Source organism: Kibdelosporangium phytohabitans, from assembly GCF_001302585.1.
Lineage (GTDB): Bacteria > Actinomycetota > Actinomycetes > Mycobacteriales > Pseudonocardiaceae > Kibdelosporangium > Kibdelosporangium phytohabitans.
Genome location: NZ_CP012752.1, coordinates 3,339,401 through 3,353,383 on the forward strand (window position 1 = coordinate 3,339,401; position 13,983 = coordinate 3,353,383).

Here is a 13,983-nt window from a genome sequence, read left to right on the forward strand (position 1 = left end):
ACACCGTTGATCGGCATCACGACGTACCTCGAACAAGCGAAGTTCGGCCTGTGGGACCTGCCGTCCGCGGTGCTCATGAAGTCCTATCTGGACTCCATCGTGGCCGCGGGCGGGATGCCGGTCATGCTGCCGCCGGTCGGCCGGTGGCTGCCGGAGCACGTGTCCCGGTTGGACGGACTGGTGCTGTCCGGCGGCGCCGACATCGACCCGAGCCGCTACGGCCAGGCGCCGCACGAGTCGACCGGGACCCTGCGGCTGGAGCGGGACACGTCCGAGTTCGGCCTGTTCCACCTCGCGCTCGAAGCCGACCTCCCCGTCCTCGGCGTCTGCCGCGGCCTGCAACTGATCAACATCGCCCTCGGTGGCACGCTGCACCAGCACGTGCCCGAGGTGGCGGGGTCGAAGACCCACAACCCCACGCCCGGTGTGTTCGGCAGCAACGACATCAAGCTCGCGCCGGGCAGCGTGGTCGGCGGCCTGGTCGGCGAGAACACGATCGTGCACTGCCACCACCACCAGGCCGTCGACCAGCTCGGCTCCGGCCTGTCGGCCGTCGGCTGGGCGCAGGACGGCACGGTCGAAGCCGTCGAACTGCCCGAAGCCGGGTTCGTCATCGGTGTGCAATGGCACCCGGAGGAGAACTCCAGGGATGTCCGCCTGTTCCAAGGCCTCGTACGGGCCGCGTTCCGGAGGAAGTCGCAGTGACCCCAGGGATCGACACAGGGTTCGACGTCATCAACCCGGCCACCGAGGAGATCGTCGGCACCGTCCCGCTGACCTCGGCTGACGAGACGGACGCGGCGATCCGGCGCGCCCACGCCGCGTGGCCGGCCTGGCGGGCGGTCGCACCGGGCGACCGGGCGCGGCTGCTGCGCCGGTTCGCGTCCGCTGTGGACGCCGACATCGAGAACCTCGCCCAGCTGGAGGTCACCAACGCCGGGCACACCGTCGGCAACGCCCGCTGGGAGGCGGGCAACGTCCGTGACGTCGTCGAGTACTACTCGGCCGCGCCGGAACGGCTGTTCGGCAGGCAGATCCCGGTACCGGGTGGCGTGAACATGACGTTCGCCGAGCCGCTCGGCGTGGTCGGCGTGATCGTGCCGTGGAACTTCCCGATGCCGATCGCCGGCTGGGGATTCGCGCCCGCGCTCGCGGCAGGCAACACAGTCGTGCTCAAACCGGCCGAGCTGACTCCGCTGACCGCCATCCGGCTCGGCGAGCTGGCTCGGGACGCGGGCGTCCCCGAGGACGTGTTCCAGGTCCTGCCCGGCAAGGGATCGGTTGTCGGGCAACGGTTCGTCGACCACCCGCTGGTCCGCAAGATCGTGTTCACCGGCTCGACCGAGGTCGGCAAGCAGATCATGGCGGGCTGCGCGGCCCAGGTGAAACGGCTGACGCTCGAACTCGGCGGCAAGAACGCCAACATCATCTTCGCCGACGCGGACCTGGCGAAGGCCGCCGCGACAGCGCCCTACGGCGTGTTCGACAATGCCGGGCAGGACTGCTGCGCGCGGTCGCGGATCCTGGTGCAGCGCAGCGTGTACGACAAGTTCATGGAACTGTTCGAACCGGCCGTCAAGGGCGTCGTCGTGGGCGACCCCGGCCAGGAATCGACCGAGATGGGCCCGTTGATCTCCGCCGCGCACCGGTCGTCCGTCGCGTCCTATGTGCCCGGTGACGCGCCGGTCGCGTTCCGCGGTAGCGCGCCGGACGGCCCGGGCTTCTGGTTCCCGCCAACCGTTCTCGCGCCAGTGTCCCCTTCGGACCGTGCGGTGACCGATGAGGTCTTCGGGCCGGTCGTCACCGTGCTACCGTTCGACGACGAGGCGGACGCGCTGCGGCTGGCCAACGACACCGAATACGGCCTGTCCGGCTCGATCTGGACGCGGGACGTCGGCCGCGCGCTGCGCGTGTCGCGCGGGGTCGAGGCGGGCAACCTGTCGGTCAACTCCCACTCGTCGGTGCGGTACTGGACGCCCTTCGGCGGCTTCAAGCAGTCCGGCCTCGGCCGGGAACTCGGGCCGGACGCCGTGGCGGCGTTCACCGAGACCAAGAACGTGTTCATCGCCAACGACTGAGGGAGTTCTCCAGATGAGGTTGCAGGACCGGGTCGCCGTCGTCACCGGCGGCGGCAGTGGCATCGGCCTCGCGTCGGTGCGGCGCCTGGCCAGCGAAGGCGCCAAGGTCGTCGTGGCCGACATCGACGCGGACGCGGGCAAAGCCGCGGCCGACGAGGTGGGCGGCCTGTTCGTGCGCACGGACGTGACAGACCAGGAGCAGGTCGAAGCCCTGTTCCAGACCGCGGTGGACACCTACGGATCGCTGGACGTCGCGTTCAACAACGCGGGCATCTCCCCGCCGGAGGACGAGTCGATCCTGAACACCGGGCCGGACGTCTGGCAGCGGGTGCAGACCGTGAACCTCAACTCGGTCTACTTCTGCTGCAAGGCGGCGATCCCGCACATGCAGCGCCAAGGCAAGGGATCGATCATCAACACGGCGTCGTTCGTCGCGGTGATGGGCGCGGCGACGTCGCAGATCTCCTACAGCGCCTCGAAAGGCGCGGTCCTGTCGATGACCCGCGAACTCGGTGTCCAGTTCGCCCGCGAAGGCATCCGGGTCAACGCCCTGTGCCCGGGACCGGTGAACACGCCCCTGCTCAAAGAGCTGTTCGCCGCCGACTCCGAGCGGGCCCAGCGCCGCCTGGTGCACGTCCCGCTCGGCCGGTTCGCCGAGCCGGAGGAGATCGCCGCCGCCGTGGCGTTCCTCGCCAGCGACGACTCGTCGTACATGACCGCGTCGAGCTTCCTGGTCGACGGTGGCATCACCGGCGCGTACGTGACACCGCTGTAAGGTGTGCGACGCAGGCCAGGTAGCGCAGAGGTCGTCGCACCTCGACCTCATCGAGGGAGACGCTGGTTCGAATCCAGCCCTGGCCTGCGCAGCCTCAGGGACGCTTGTCCGCGGAGAGCGCGGACCGGGTCGGCTGCCCTCATGTTGGGGGGCGACCCCCCAAACCCCCCGACGGAGGGCTTCGCCCGCAGGGGACGTTTGTCCGCGGAGAGCGCGGACCGGGTCGGCTGCCCTCATGTTGGGGGGCGACCCCCCAAACAAACCCGACGGAGGGCTTCGGCCTCTGTGGGCGTGTGTCCGCGGAATGCAGGGTCTTCGATTGCTACGCTGACCAAGCGGATCGGATAGCGCAGAGGTCGTCGCGCGCTGCCTGCAAAGCAGTGAGGACGCCGGTTCGAATCCGGCTCCGGTCCGCGCTGGGGCCGTAGCGCAGAGGTCGTCGCACCGTCTAGCCTAGACTGGAGGACGCCGGTTCGATTCCGGCCGGCCCCACGTGATCGACAACGCGGACTTCCAAGCGTGCCTGGAGATGCTCACCAAGGTACGCGCGCTGCCTGTTGATCATCCGCAGCGAGTGGCGATGGAACGAGCCGTCGACGGGTTCGTCAAAGACGGCAAACGCCGCCGCACCAGCGACCGACGCCGAAAATCCGTCGCGGCCGACCGCGCGTTGATCGCCAGGACCAGTCTCGGGGCCGTGGACCGCGTCGAGGACGTGTCGGTCGACGAGGCCGGCTCCGGTGGGACCCTGCGCCGCAGCAAGCAGTGCTACGTCTGCAAGGCGCCCTACTACGAACTCGACGCCTTCTACCAGTGGATGTGCCCGCCTTGTGCCGAGACCAACCGGGAGCGCAGGGCGGCGTCCGCTGACCTGACCGGGCGGCGCGCGTTCGTCACCGGCGGGCGGGTGAAGATCGGGTTCCACGTCGTCCGGATGCTCATCCGGGACGGCGCCGAAGTCCTTGTCACCACCCGCTTTCCCGCCGACGCGGCACGCCGGTTCGCCGCCGACCCGGTGACCGCGCAAGCGCTTGACCGGCTGCACATCGTCGGCATCGACCTGCGGGACCCGCGCCAGGTCGTCGGGCTCACCGAGCGACTCCGCGCCGACGGCAGACCGCTGGACATCCTGATCAACAACGCCGCCCAGACCGTGAAACGCCCCGCCTGGACCTACGCCCGACTGGTCGCGGCTGAGCCGCCGCTCGCTGTCGGCGCGGCGCCGGGTTTCTCGCCTGCCCTGCCCGAGCCCGACTGGACCAAGGCGTTGTCGTCAACGGAGATCGTCGCCGCCGGGCACGGACCGGTCGACGCCAGCGGCCTGATGATCGACCCGGCGCCGGCCAACTCGTGGACCGCCAAACTCGGCGACGTCGACCCGGCCGAACTGCTCGAGGTCCACCTCATCAACGCCGTCGCGCCGTATCTGCTGGCCGACGGGCTCATGCCGTTGCTGCGCGCGTCGAGTTCTCCCCGGCGCTACATCGTGAACGTCTCCGCGGTGGAGGGGTGGTTCGCCGCGAGGTACAAGTCCGGTGCGCACCCGCACACCAACATGGCCAAGGCCGCGCTCAACATGCTCACCCGCACGAGCGCCGAAGACCTTGCCGGGCAGGGCATCTATGTGACCAGTGTGGACACTGGCTGGATCACCGACGAGAACCCCACGCCGGTCAAGTCCCGCATCGCCGACGGGGGCTGGCGGCCACCGCTGGACGTGCTCGACGGTGCCGCCCGGATCTACGATCCGATCGTGCGCGGCGAGGCTGGTGAGCCGCCGTCGGGTGTGCTGCTCAAGGACTACCGGGAGGTGGCGTGGTGAGCCTGGACCCTCTGCTCGCGTGGTTGCGCAGCGGCGAGGAAGCAACTCGTCGCCTCGACTTCCCGATCGGCACGGCGCTGCCCGACGGACGGTTGGACCTGTGCAAGTCCGACCTCGGGCCGCTCGGTGCGCAGTCCGTGGTGGACGCCCTGCCCGATGGTGGGCCTGTGCGTCACCTGCTGCTCGGCACGGACGGGCTGGGCGACGCCGGTGCCGTGACCGCGACTGAAGGCGCCATCAAAGCTGGGGCGTCGACCGTGTACTTGGGCTGCAACGGCATCGGCGAAGGTGGCGCGTGTTCGGTCGCCGAGCGGATCGCCGCGTCGCCAGGGGTCGTCCGAGGACTCTGGCTGAAGCGCAACCCCATCGGGACCAACGGGGTCCAGGCGATCGCCGACCTGATCGCGACCGGCACAAGCCCGTCGACCATCGACCTCGTGCAGACCGGGATGACCGGGCCTGTGCTCGGCAGTCTGGTCGACGCGCTCGCCGCGACCCGTGTGGTCAAGCGTTTGTTCCTGTCCGGCAACGACTTGAGCGCCGCTGAAGCGCTCCCCCGGCTCGCGTCGGACTGCGGGCTGGAGGAGCTGTACCTGTCGGCCTGCCGTCTCGGTGATCGCGGTGGCCTGGCTCTTGCTGCTGGCCTGAAGCCCGGCTTGCGCCGGATTTCCCTGGCCAGCAACGGCATCGGGCCCAGTGCGGCCACCGAGTTGGTGCGCGCTGCCGCGACCGCGGGTGTGCAAGTGCTCGACATGGGACGTGTCAAGGCAGCCGGAGTGCTCGGTGCGGACGACAACCGTGTCGAGGCGCAAGGTGTCGCGGACGTGTTGTCGACGGCCACACATCAGTTGTGGCACATCGACTTGCGGTACACCGGGATGACCAGTCGCGGAGCGCTGGCGTTGCTGGGCGGCGCTCGCAACGCCTCGAGTGCGACCAGATTCGTGCTGGGCAGCGGGATCGCTCGGCGAGTCAAGCGTGAACTCGGCCACATCGCGGCCGGATTGCCTGAGCTGCTGCCACATCCGGACGTGGCCGCGATCAAGAGCGTGCACCGCTGATACCGTGGAGCCATGTCTCTTAGCGGTAAGGTAGTTTTGGTCACCGGCGGTGGCGGTGCGCTCGCGGGCGCGATTCTCGACGCCTTCGCGGACAACGGTGCCAAGGTCGTACTGGCCGGCCGTGACGCCGAGCGCCTCGCGGAGGCAGCGGGTGACAAAGCCGACTGGGTGACGGCGGACGTGACCAACCCCGACGACGTGGACCGGATGGTGAACACCGTCGTGCAGCGCCACGGCCGGTTGGACGTCGCCGTGAACGCCGCGGGCATCCTGGGGAAGGCCACGCCGGTCGCGTCGCTCGACCTGGACACCTGGAAGTCGGTGCTGGACGTCAACCTGACCGGTGTCTTCCTGTGCATGAAGTACGAGATCGCGGCCATGAAGGACAACGGAGGCGGCGCGATCGTCAACGTCTCGTCGAACATCGGCGCGCACGGCCGCCGCCCCGGGCTGAGCGCGTACGCCAGCTCGAAGGCGGCGGTCAGCGTGCTCACCCAGACCGCCGCCCGCGAGTACATCGCGGACGGCATCCGGATCAACGCGATCAGCCCCGGCGCCAGCGACACGCCCATGTCGTACCGGCCCGGTGAGACCAAACAGGACCGCGACGCCCGTGTGGCCGCCGTCGTTCCCGCCGGTCGGGTCAGTGAGCCGGGCGAGGTCGCGGCGACCGTGCTGTGGCTGGCTTCGGACGCGGCGAGCTTCGTCGTCGGGCACGACCTCGTCGTGGACGGTGGCGCGACGGCCTGATCAGAAGGTGACCTGCACCGGGGTGCCCGGCTCGACCGAGTGGCTCACCGTGCAGGTCAGCTCGACGGCTTTGGCGACCAGCTTGACCAGCTGGGCCCGGCCCGCCTCGTCGAGCTTCGACATGTCCAGGTCGAACTTGGTCTCGACGCTGGTGATCCGGTCGGCTTCGACGTCCTTCTCCGCCGTGACGACCATGTCGATCGGCGCGTCGTCGCCGAGCCTGCGGGAGATGACGCTGTCGGCCGACAGCGTCGCGCACGCCCCGAGCGCGGCCATCAGCAGCTCGACCGGGGAGAAGTCCGGGCCGTCACCCGAGCGGCCGATCTTGATCTCGGCACCGCGGGCGTTGCTGGCGACGAACTTCGCCGGCGCGGACCGCCGGATCTGGACCGGGGTGGGGTTCATGCTGGTCTCCCATCAGGTGGTCTTCGGTGGTCCCGCGCTGTGGAACGTGGTGGGCTGTGATCATGTTCCACGATGAGGGGCCGAAGTGAGCGAGATCCCCACCCTACGGCGCACGCTGACCCTGCGTGACCTGGTCGTCTACGGTCTGCTGTTCATCGGGCCGCTGGCACCCGTCGGCGTCTTCGGTGTACTCGACGCTCGCAGCGGTGGCGCGGTGGCGCTGGTCTACCTCGTCGCGACCGTCGCCATGGGACTCACCGCCTACTCGTACGCGACGATGTCCGCCGAGATCCCCCGGGCGGGTTCGGTGTTCTCCTACGCCTCAGCGGGCCTGGGCAGGACAGCGGGATTCTTCGCCGGGTGGCTGGTGCTGCTGGACTACCTGCTGATCCCGAGCGTGGCGTACCTGTTCACCGGGATCGCCACGAACGCGCTCGTGCCCGCGATCCCGATCTGGCTCGCCACCGGTGTGGCCATCGTCGTGACGACCGCCGTGAACCTCGCCGGGGTGCGGCTGGCAGCGGTCGTCGGCCTGGTCGTGCTCGTGGTGGAGATCGTGCTGCTGGTCGTGTTCGTCGTCGCGGCCGTGGTGGTGCTTGTCGCTGATGGGGCGCAACGGCCGTGGCTGTCGCCGTTCAGCGGTGTCTCGGGCTTCGACTTCACCGCGGTGGTCGGTGCGGTGTCGGTCGCGGTGTTGTCGTTCCTCGGTTTCGACGCGATCGCGTCCTTCGCTGAGGAGAACGTGGGTTCCAGCCGGATCGTCGGCCGGGCGACGCTGTTCTGCCTGGTGCTGGCCGGTGTCCTGTTCGTGTTGCAGACGTACCTCGGTGCCCTGCTGACCCCGGCCAGCCCATCGGGTTCGTCCGGGCAGGTGTTCTACGAGATGCTGCGCGCCAGCATCGGCCCGTGGCTGGCGGTCGTGGTGACCGCGGTGAAAGCCATCGGGCCCGCGTTCTCCGCGATGGTCGCGCAGGCGGCGGTGGGCAGGCTGCTGTACAGCATGGCCAGGGAATCTCGGCTGCCGAAGCAACTCGCGGCCGTGGACAACCGGACGAAGACGCCGTGGACGGCGATCCTGTTCGCCGCCGTGCTGACGCTGGTGATCGCGGTCTGGGCCGCGGGCCGCGACGACGGACTGGACATCCTCGTGTCCATTGTGGATGTCGGTGCCCTCGCCGCCTTCACCCTGCTGCACCTGTCGGTGATCGGCTACTTCCGTGGCCGGTACAAGGTCCTGGCACATCTGGTGGTCCCCATCGCGGGCGCCGCCGTGATGATCGCGGTGCTGGCGTTGTCCAGCACGACGGCGCTCATCGTCGGCGTGATCTGGTTCGCCGTGGGCATCGTGGTGAACCTGGCCGGATCCCGCGCCAGTGGTGCGCGGCCGGTCAGTCGATGACGGCGGTTGCCTCGATTTCCACCAGGTGCTCGGGCACGTCCAGGGCTGCCACGCCGATCAGCGTTCCCGGCGGGACCGGGGTGACGCCGAGCTTCATGGCCGCCCGGGTGACTCCATCGAAGAACAGCGGCAGCTTGCCCGGGGTCCAGCCGACGACGTAGACGGTCAGTTTCGCCACGTCGGCGAAGGTGGCGCCGACGCCGGCCAAGGCGGTGCTGATGTTGAGGTAGCACTGCTCGACCTGGGCGGCGAGGTCGCCTTCGCCGACGGTGGCGCCGTCGGCGTCCCAGGCGACCTGGCCCGCGATGAAGACCTGCTTCGAGCCGGTCGCGACGGACACCTGGTGGTAGCCGTCGATCACGGGCAGGCCCGGCGGGTTCACCAGTGCGATGGGCATCGTCGTGTCTCCTCGTGGTCTCTTGTGGTTACTCGGGAACCGTAGGAGAGTGAACGCTGACATGGAAGAACGCACTTTCCAGTGACTGGGGAACCTGATGGTGACCAAGCAGTTCCAGGGCACACCGGAGGCGGATCTTTCCCGCGCGGACTCGCTGGCGCGCGAGATCTTCTCCGACATCGCCAACAAGTGGGCGTTGCTGATCATCGAGACGATCGGCGACGACACCCGCCGCTTCACCGAGCTGCGGGACGGGATCGAGGGCATCAGCCACAAGATGCTCACCCAGAACCTGCGCATGCTGGAGCGCAACGGCCTCGTGCTGCGGACCGTGCACCCCACCGTGCCGCCCCGGGTCGACTACACCCTCACCGAAGCGGGCCACGGCCTGCGCAAGACGGTCGACGGCATGTGCGACTGGACCCAGCAGTACCTCGGGCACATCGAGGCGTCCCGCCGCCGCTTCGACGAGCCGGTCACTTCCCCGACGGGGTGATCAGCGCGGTTTCGTAGGCGACGATGACGAGCTGGGCCCGGTCACGGGCCTGCAGCTTCGACAGCAGGCGGCTGACGTGGGTCTTCACCGTGGCCAGGCCGACGTGCAGGTGCGCGGCGATCTCGGTGTTGGACAGGCCGCGGGCGATCAGGGCGAGGACTTCGCGTTCGCGTTCGGTGACGCCCTCGAGCTCGCGGGCCGGGATGTTCGCGGGTTCCGGGCGGTTGGTGAACTCGGCGATCAGCCTGCGGGTCACCGTGGGGGCGAGCAGGCTCTCGCCCGAGGCGATGATCCGGATCGCGGTGAGCAGATCCGCCGGTGGCGTGTCCTTGAGCAGGAACCCGCTCGCCCCGGCGCGCAGGGCGCCGTACACGTACGAGTCCAGGTCGAACGTGGTGAGCATCAGCACCCGAGTGTCCGTCGAGGCGCAGATCTGCCTGGTCGCCTCGATGCCGTCCATCTCGGGCATGCGGACGTCCATCAGCACGACGTCCGGCCGTTCCCGGCGGACGAGGTCGATCGCCTCGACGCCGTTGCCCGCCTCCCCGACGGTCTCCAGGCCGTCGGCGGTGTCGATCAGCATCCGGAAGCTGCCACGCAACAACGCCTGGTCATCGGCGACGGCGACACGGATCACGGTGACTCTCCTGAACAGGGAAGGGTGGCTGACACGGCGAACCCACCGGAAGGCGACGGCCCGGCGGAGAACTGCCCGCCGTACATCATGACGCGTTCACGCATCCCGATCAGCCCGTGCCCGGAGCCGGGCACGCGCGCCGGGCCACCACGGCCCGAGTCGACCACCGACACCCGCAGCGCCCCCTCGCGCACACTGACCTCGACCGCGCACGCGACCGGCCCCGCGTGCTTGACGACGTTGGTCAGCGCCTCCTGCACGATGCGATACGCCGACAGCTCCAGCCCGGACGGTAAGGACAGCGAAGGCGGCGCGGACATGGTCACGTCGACCCCGGCGCTCCTCGCCTGCTGGGCCAGCGCGGGCAGGTCGGCGAGCCCCGGCGCGGGCGTCAGCCCGTGGCCGTGTTCGGCCGGGGGAGACGCCGAGGTCGGCGGCAGTGTGGGCGAGGAGCGCAGGATGCCCAACATCTGGCGCATCTCGATCAGCGTGGTGCGGCTGGTCGACTCGATGACGCGGAGGGCGTCCCGTGCTTCCTCGGGGCGCTGGTCTGCGATGTGGTTGGCGATGCCTGCCTTCACCGCGATGAGGCTCATGCTGTGGGCGACCACGTCGTGCAGTTCGCGGGCGATGCGCAGGCGTTCGTCGCCGACCATCGACTGGGCCAGCTGGTGCGCGGAGCGGGCCGTGTAGGAACGGCGGGCCTCGACCCACCGGCCGACCGCCCACACGGCGACCATGATCGGTACGACGAGGAAGAGGATGTCGCGCGGCAGTTTGGAGAACTGCGCGGGCGTCAGCACCGACGTGAACGCGACCGCGATCACGACACTGCCGACGGCCGCGACCAGGGACAGCACCGGCCTGCGGTTGGTGACGGCCATGATGTAGAGCGCCGCCGCCGCGGGCACCCACGGTTCACGGGTCGCGTCGAACATCGTGGCCAGCGCTGATCCGAGCAACGTCAGCGCGAGGACTGGGCCCGGCCACAGCCTGCGGACCGCCATCGGTGCGGTCGCGACGATCGAGATCAGCCAGCCGAACCAGAGCGGGCCGGTGAACGGCTCCTGGCTGGCGTCGCCGGGTAGGCTCAGGAACGAGATGTGCGCGACCAGCAACGCCGCCGCCGCGATCACGTCGACCGCGACGAGCTCCCGCAGCTTGAGCTTGCGGGCGAGGAATGGTCGCTTCTCGGGCATGCACTGTACGTTATCGGGCCTGGTCACGGCGTGCATCAGACTGCGGTCCGTCATTCTGGAGGTGGACTCGGACTACGGTCTGAGCGTAGGTTGAGCGCAGTCGTAGACAACTGAATACGAGCCGCTACGAGCCGCGGCGGGAGAGTCTTCGCCAGCCGGATCCGGTGAAGCACCGAAGGAGCAAGCCTCCCCGCAATCTCTCAGGTACAGCTACCGCCACGGCCAGGCAACTCTGGAAAGAAGGCGCGCCAAGCGCCTCGCCAACGGTGAAAGCCGCGCACGCGGTGAAGCTCTCAGGCAGCAAGGACAGAGTGGGGAGTTCCGAAACCCAAGAGGAGGAGCTCCCGGATGTTCGACGCCGAACTGTCCACAGTAGACCCCGAGGTGGCCGGGGCGCTCGCGGCCGAGCTGTCCCGCCAGCGCGGCACCCTGGAGATGATCGCTTCCGAGAACTTCGCGCCGGTCGCCGTGCTCGAGGCGCAGGGCTCGGTGCTGACCAACAAGTACGCCGAGGGCTACCCGGGCCGCCGCTACTACGGCGGCTGTGAACACGTCGACGTCGTCGAGCAGCTGGCGATCGACCGGGTGAAGGCCCTGTTCGGCGCGGAACACGCCAACGTCCAGCCGCACTCGGGCGCGCAGGCGAACGCCGCCGCGATGTTCGCGCTGCTCGAGCCGGGCGACACGATCCTCGGCCTCGACCTGGCGCACGGCGGTCACCTCACGCACGGCATGCGGATCAACTTCTCCGGCCGCCTGTACAACGTCGTCGCCTACCACGTCGACAAGGACACCGGCCTCGTGGACATGGCCGAGGTCGAGCAGCTGACCGAGGAGCACCGGCCCAAGCTGATCATCGCGGGCTGGTCGGCCTACCCGCGTCAGCTCGACTTCGAGAGGTTCAAGCAGATCGCCGACGCGACCGGCGCGCGGCTGATGGTCGACATGGCGCACTTCGCCGGGCTCGTCGCCGCCGGCCTGCACCCCAACCCGGTGCCGTTCGCCGACATCGTCACGACGACCACCCACAAGACACTGGGCGGGCCGCGTGGCGGGGTCATCCTGACCACCAAGGACCTGGCCAAGAAGATCAACTCGTCGGTCTTCCCCGGCCAGCAGGGCGGGCCGCTGGAGCACGTGATCGCGGCGAAGGCGGTGGCGTTCAAGATCGCCGCGGGCGCCGAGTTCGGGGAACGCCAGCAGCGCACCCTCGAAGGAGCGCGGATCCTGGCCGGGCGGCTGCTCGACGCCGGGCTGAACGTGCTCACCGGCGGCACCGACGTGCACCTGGTGCTCGTCGACCTCCGCGGGTCCGCACTGGACGGTCAGCAGGCCGAGGATCTGCTGCACAGCGTGGGGATCACGGTCAACCGCAACGCCGTACCGTTCGACCCGCGCCCGCCGATGGTCACGTCCGGCCTCCGGATCGGCACCGCGGCGCTGGCGACGAGGGGTTTCGGCGCGGCTGAGTTCACGGAGGTCTCGGACGTGATCGCGGAGGTACTCCGGCCAGGAGCCGATCTCGTCGCGGCACGGGCCCGTGTCGAGGCGCTGGCAGGCAAACACCCGCTCTACCCTGGCCTGTCATGACCATCAGCGTTTTCGACCTGTTCAGCATCGGGATCGGGCCGTCCAGTTCGCACACGGTCGGCCCGATGCGCGCGGCGCGCACGTTCGCCGCGGGGTTGGCTGAGCACGGCCTGATCGAGCGGACCGAGACCGTCCGCGCCGAGCTGTTCGGATCGCTCGGCGCGACCGGTCACGGCCACGGCAGCCCGAAAGCGGTCATGCTCGGGCTGGAAGGCGAACGCCCCGAGGACGTCGACACCGACTCGGTGGACGGCCGGGTCGCCGCCATCCGTGACCGGCGCACGCTGAACCTGCTGGGGCGCAAGGAGATCACGTTCGACGAGGGCACCGATCTGGTGATGCACAGGCGCAAGTCGCTGCCCGCGCACCCGAACGGGATGAAGTTCGCCGCGTTGGACGCGCAGGGCAAGCAGATCGCCGCGCACACCTACTACTCGGTCGGCGGCGGGTTCGTCGTCGACGCCGAAACCACCGGCGAGCTGCGGATCGTGCCGGACACGACCAAGGTGCGGTATCCGTTCCGCACCGGCACGCAGCTGCTGGAGCACTGTGCGGCCACCGGGTTGCCGATCAGCCAGGTGATGCTGGCCAACGAACTGTCCTGGCGCACGGAGGACGAGGTCGCGGCCGGGCTGCTGAAGATCTGGGACGTGATGCGCGACTGCGTCCGCAAGGGCTGCTCGCAGGAAGGCGCGTTGCCCGGCGGCCTGAAGGTGCCCAGGCGCGCGAAAGCACTGCACGACAAGCTGATCGACGAGGACGGGACACAGGACCCGTTGCACGCGATGGACTGGATCAGCCTGTTCGCGCTGGCGGTCAACGAGGAGAACGCGTCCGGTGGGCGAGTGGTCACAGCGCCGACCAACGGTGCCGCCGGGATCATCCCGGCCGTGCTGCACTACTACGAGCGGTTCGTGCCGGGTGCCGACGACGCGGGCGTGGTGCGGTTCCTGCTCACCGCGGGCGCGATCGGTGTGATCCTCAAGGAGACCGGCTCGATCTCCGGTGCCGAGGTCGGCTGCCAGGGCGAGGTCGGTTCGGCGTGCGCGATGGCGGCTGCCGCGCTGGCGGAGGTGCTGGGCGGCACGCCGCTGCAGGTGGAGAACGCGGCGGAGATCGGCCTGGAGCACCACCTCGGCCTGACGTGCGATCCAGTTGGCGGGCTCGTGCAGATCCCGTGCATCGAACGCAACGCCGTCGGTTCGACCAAGGCCGTGCACGCGGCGAGGATCGCCCTGCGCGGCGACGGCTCGCACATCGTCCCGCTGGACAAGGCGATCAAGACGATGCGGGAGACCGGTGCGGACATGAGCACCAAGTACAAGGAGACCGCGCGCGGCGGCCTGGCGCTGAACGTGATCGAGTGCTGATGCC

General features: G+C 69.3%; 14 protein-coding genes, 3 tRNA genes and 2 riboswitches. Of the genes, 13 read left to right on the forward strand and 4 right to left on the reverse strand.

Annotation, left to right across the window (positions count from 1 at the left end):
* Positions 1–6: 6 nt before the first annotated feature.
* The 9 genes from AOZ06_RS15500 to AOZ06_RS15540 all read left to right on the forward strand — a co-directional run bounded on the left by AOZ06_RS15500 (position 7) and on the right by AOZ06_RS15540 (position 6,486).
* Positions 7–705, forward strand: coding sequence for a gamma-glutamyl-gamma-aminobutyrate hydrolase family protein (locus AOZ06_RS15500; RefSeq protein ID WP_225955301.1), 699 nt, complete (start codon positions 7–9; stop codon positions 703–705).
* Between the two features lie 8 nt (positions 706–713).
* A complete protein-coding gene (locus AOZ06_RS15505) occupies positions 714–2,078 on the forward strand; it encodes an aldehyde dehydrogenase family protein (RefSeq protein ID WP_054296670.1) in 1,365 nt (454 codons plus the stop codon).
* A 13-nt stretch (positions 2,079–2,091) separates the two neighbouring features.
* A complete protein-coding gene (locus tag AOZ06_RS15510) occupies positions 2,092–2,853 on the forward strand; it encodes a 3-oxoacyl-ACP reductase (RefSeq protein WP_054290042.1) in 762 nt (253 codons plus the stop codon).
* A gap of 13 nt (positions 2,854–2,866) precedes the next feature.
* Positions 2,867–2,939: transfer RNA gene (locus AOZ06_RS15515), tRNA-Glu, on the forward strand.
* A gap of 251 nt (positions 2,940–3,190) precedes the next feature.
* Positions 3,191–3,267 (forward strand) — tRNA-Cys (locus tag AOZ06_RS15520).
* A gap of 4 nt (positions 3,268–3,271) precedes the next feature.
* Positions 3,272–3,345, forward strand: a tRNA-OTHER gene (locus AOZ06_RS15525).
* 1 nt (position 3,346) lies between these two features.
* Positions 3,347–4,675: an SDR family NAD(P)-dependent oxidoreductase gene (locus tag AOZ06_RS15530; RefSeq protein WP_236952245.1), complete on the forward strand. Its 1,329-nt coding sequence runs from the start codon at positions 3,347–3,349 to the stop codon at positions 4,673–4,675.
* Positions 4,672–5,736 carry a leucine-rich repeat domain-containing protein gene (locus tag AOZ06_RS15535; protein WP_236952247.1) on the forward strand — a complete coding sequence of 355 codons (1,065 nt, stop codon included), beginning with the start codon at positions 4,672–4,674 and terminating at the stop codon, positions 5,734–5,736. The genes AOZ06_RS15530 and AOZ06_RS15535 overlap by 4 nt, the downstream gene beginning before the upstream one ends.
* Positions 5,737–5,748: 12 nt before the next feature.
* Positions 5,749–6,486, forward strand: coding sequence for an SDR family NAD(P)-dependent oxidoreductase (locus AOZ06_RS15540; protein WP_054290044.1), 738 nt, complete (start codon positions 5,749–5,751; stop codon positions 6,484–6,486).
* Here AOZ06_RS15540 and AOZ06_RS15545 read toward each other — a convergent pair whose 3' ends face one another.
* Entirely contained in the window at positions 6,487–6,891 is a 405-nt protein-coding gene (locus AOZ06_RS15545; protein WP_054290045.1) for an OsmC family protein, read from the reverse strand.
* 85 nt (positions 6,892–6,976) lie between these two features.
* Here AOZ06_RS15545 and AOZ06_RS15550 point away from each other — a divergent pair, with 85 nt between their 5' ends.
* Positions 6,977–8,290 (forward strand): APC family permease, encoded by a 1,314-nt coding sequence (locus tag AOZ06_RS15550; RefSeq protein ID WP_054290046.1) that lies wholly within the window; start codon positions 6,977–6,979, stop codon positions 8,288–8,290.
* Here the strand turns inward: AOZ06_RS15550 and AOZ06_RS15555 are convergent.
* Positions 8,280–8,687 carry a RidA family protein gene (locus AOZ06_RS15555; protein WP_054290047.1) on the reverse strand — a complete coding sequence of 136 codons (408 nt, stop codon included), beginning with the start codon at positions 8,685–8,687 and terminating at the stop codon, positions 8,280–8,282. The two genes, AOZ06_RS15550 and AOZ06_RS15555, sit on opposite strands and share 11 nt — an antisense overlap.
* Positions 8,688–8,784: 97 nt before the next feature.
* Between AOZ06_RS15555 and AOZ06_RS15560 the strand changes: the two genes are divergently transcribed.
* A complete protein-coding gene (locus AOZ06_RS15560; RefSeq protein ID WP_054290048.1) occupies positions 8,785–9,183 on the forward strand; it encodes a winged helix-turn-helix transcriptional regulator in 399 nt (132 codons plus the stop codon).
* Here the strand turns inward: AOZ06_RS15560 and AOZ06_RS15565 are convergent.
* Both AOZ06_RS15565 and AOZ06_RS15570 read right to left on the reverse strand, forming a co-directional pair.
* Positions 9,164–9,820: a response regulator gene (locus tag AOZ06_RS15565; protein ID WP_054290049.1), complete on the reverse strand. Its 657-nt coding sequence runs from the start codon at positions 9,818–9,820 to the stop codon at positions 9,164–9,166. The genes AOZ06_RS15560 and AOZ06_RS15565 overlap by 20 nt on opposite strands.
* Positions 9,817–11,019: a sensor histidine kinase gene (locus AOZ06_RS15570; protein ID WP_054290050.1), complete on the reverse strand. Its 1,203-nt coding sequence runs from the start codon at positions 11,017–11,019 to the stop codon at positions 9,817–9,819. Before AOZ06_RS15570 ends, AOZ06_RS15565 begins: the two co-directional genes overlap by 4 nt.
* A 127-nt stretch (positions 11,020–11,146) precedes the next feature.
* A riboswitch (glycine riboswitch) is annotated at positions 11,147–11,245 on the forward strand.
* Positions 11,246–11,339, forward strand: a riboswitch (glycine riboswitch).
* Positions 11,340–11,367: 28 nt separating this feature from the next.
* Between AOZ06_RS15570 and glyA the strand changes: the two genes are divergently transcribed.
* Positions 11,368–12,609: a serine hydroxymethyltransferase gene (gene glyA, locus AOZ06_RS15575; protein WP_054290051.1), complete on the forward strand. Its 1,242-nt coding sequence runs from the start codon at positions 11,368–11,370 to the stop codon at positions 12,607–12,609.
* Positions 12,606–13,979 carry an L-serine ammonia-lyase gene (locus AOZ06_RS15580; protein ID WP_054290052.1) on the forward strand — a complete coding sequence of 458 codons (1,374 nt, stop codon included), beginning with the start codon at positions 12,606–12,608 and terminating at the stop codon, positions 13,977–13,979. The genes glyA and AOZ06_RS15580 overlap by 4 nt, the downstream gene beginning before the upstream one ends.
* Positions 13,980–13,983: the final 4 nt, after the last annotated feature.

What these genes read in the sequence shown, in the direction of transcription:
- AOZ06_RS15555 (WP_054290047.1), bottom strand. Translation starts at nt 8,687, where the DNA reads ATGCCCATCGCACTGGTGAACCCGCCGGGCCTGCCCGTGATCGACGGC.
- AOZ06_RS15545 (WP_054290045.1), bottom strand. Translation starts at nt 6,891, where the DNA reads ATGAACCCCACCCCGGTCCAGATCCGGCGGTCCGCGCCGGCGAAGTTC.
- glyA (WP_054290051.1), top strand. Translation starts at nt 11,368, where the DNA reads ATGTTCGACGCCGAACTGTCCACAGTAGACCCCGAGGTGGCCGGGGCG.
- AOZ06_RS15540 (WP_054290044.1), top strand. Translation starts at nt 5,749, where the DNA reads ATGTCTCTTAGCGGTAAGGTAGTTTTGGTCACCGGCGGTGGCGGTGCG.
- AOZ06_RS15510 (WP_054290042.1), top strand. Translation starts at nt 2,092, where the DNA reads ATGAGGTTGCAGGACCGGGTCGCCGTCGTCACCGGCGGCGGCAGTGGC.
- AOZ06_RS15580 (WP_054290052.1), top strand. Translation starts at nt 12,606, where the DNA reads ATGACCATCAGCGTTTTCGACCTGTTCAGCATCGGGATCGGGCCGTCC.
- AOZ06_RS15560 (WP_054290048.1), top strand. Translation starts at nt 8,785, where the DNA reads ATGGTGACCAAGCAGTTCCAGGGCACACCGGAGGCGGATCTTTCCCGC.
- AOZ06_RS15570 (WP_054290050.1), bottom strand. Translation starts at nt 11,019, where the DNA reads ATGCCCGAGAAGCGACCATTCCTCGCCCGCAAGCTCAAGCTGCGGGAG.